Origin of the sequence: Kistimonas scapharcae (genome assembly GCF_039540975.1) — a bacterium.
GTDB classification, from domain to species: domain Bacteria; phylum Pseudomonadota; class Gammaproteobacteria; order Pseudomonadales; family Endozoicomonadaceae; genus Kistimonas; species Kistimonas scapharcae.
Window position 1 is genome coordinate 1 of the sequence record NZ_BAABFL010000098.1, and the last position, 951, is coordinate 951.

Annotated in this window: 2 protein-coding genes; both read right to left on the reverse strand. The window is 44.4% G+C overall.

Translation table 11 applies throughout. The features are described 5' to 3' along the window. Positions 1 to 83: 83 nt before the first annotated feature. The gene (locus ABD892_RS05700; RefSeq protein WP_425559181.1) at positions 84 to 395 is read right to left on the reverse strand and encodes a transposase; all 312 of its coding nucleotides are present in this window, start codon (positions 393 to 395) and stop codon (positions 84 to 86) included. Continuing rightward, positions 284 to 742, reverse strand: coding sequence for a transposase (locus tag ABD892_RS27045; protein WP_425559182.1), 459 nt, complete (start codon positions 740 to 742; stop codon positions 284 to 286). The genes ABD892_RS05700 and ABD892_RS27045 overlap by 112 nt, the downstream gene beginning before the upstream one ends. Positions 743 to 951: the final 209 nt, after the last annotated feature.

The window sequence follows — 951 nt, forward strand, 5'->3', positions numbered from 1 at the left end:
TCTTTTCCGACATGCTCACACACCTTAATAGGGTTTCAAGATTACCCTTGTTTGTGTGTCCGGAAAACTATAACCACTTCACTCTACTTTCCATCGGCGCTTGTATCTTTCAGTGACCGACCATCCTGTGTTTGAGGTTTGACTCTTGTTTTGCGATGCGGCGCTATAAGCTCAATGCCTTGCTCTGCAAGCGTGAGATCCAGTGGATCACTATCATAAGCCCTGTCACCAACCAGTTTTTTTGACAAAGTAGACATGGACCTCTGTAGCAACAGCTCTTCAACTAACTGTGTTTCATGTGGCGTAGCACTTGTTGCCCATAGGGCGACAGGAAGACCATTACGGTCTGCAATCGCCATGATCTTGGTACCCTTGCCTCTTTTGGTTGCTCCCACTCCGTTCCCCCTTTTTTGGCAGAGGAGAAAGAGCCATCGATAAAGCATTCATTGAGATCAATTTGCCCACGTCTTTCAAGATCTTCTGCCAGGGCTTCAAGAAGACAATCCATGACACCTTGCTTTACCCATTGTTGAAAGCGACGGTGACAGGTTTGATAGGGAGGATAGCAGTCAGGCATTTCGTACCAGTGTGAGCCTGTCCTGAGAACCCAAAGGATGCCATTCAATACGTCTCTGGCTGTTATCCATGACCGACCTCTTCTATCAGCCCTGATAGGTAGTGATGGAATAAAGGGCTCAATATATTCCCATTGGCTATCGGTAAGATCAGTAGACATAAACATACAAGCTCAAATTAACTTGCATTATAGGCGACCAAATTAATCTTTTATAAGATGGCCTCCAATAAATAATGGCAATAAACCCACTATAAAAACCTAATCAAACCAATTGATAACCACCAAAAAAACAACCTGATTACCACCTAACATAAGCCATTCTCCCGTCTAAACTTACGACACTGGTTTTCCTTGGGTTAGGAGACGTGTCATGG

What these genes read in the sequence shown, in the direction of transcription:
- ABD892_RS27045 (WP_425559182.1), bottom strand. Translation starts at nt 742, where the DNA reads ATGTTTATGTCTACTGATCTTACCGATAGCCAATGGGAATATATTGAG.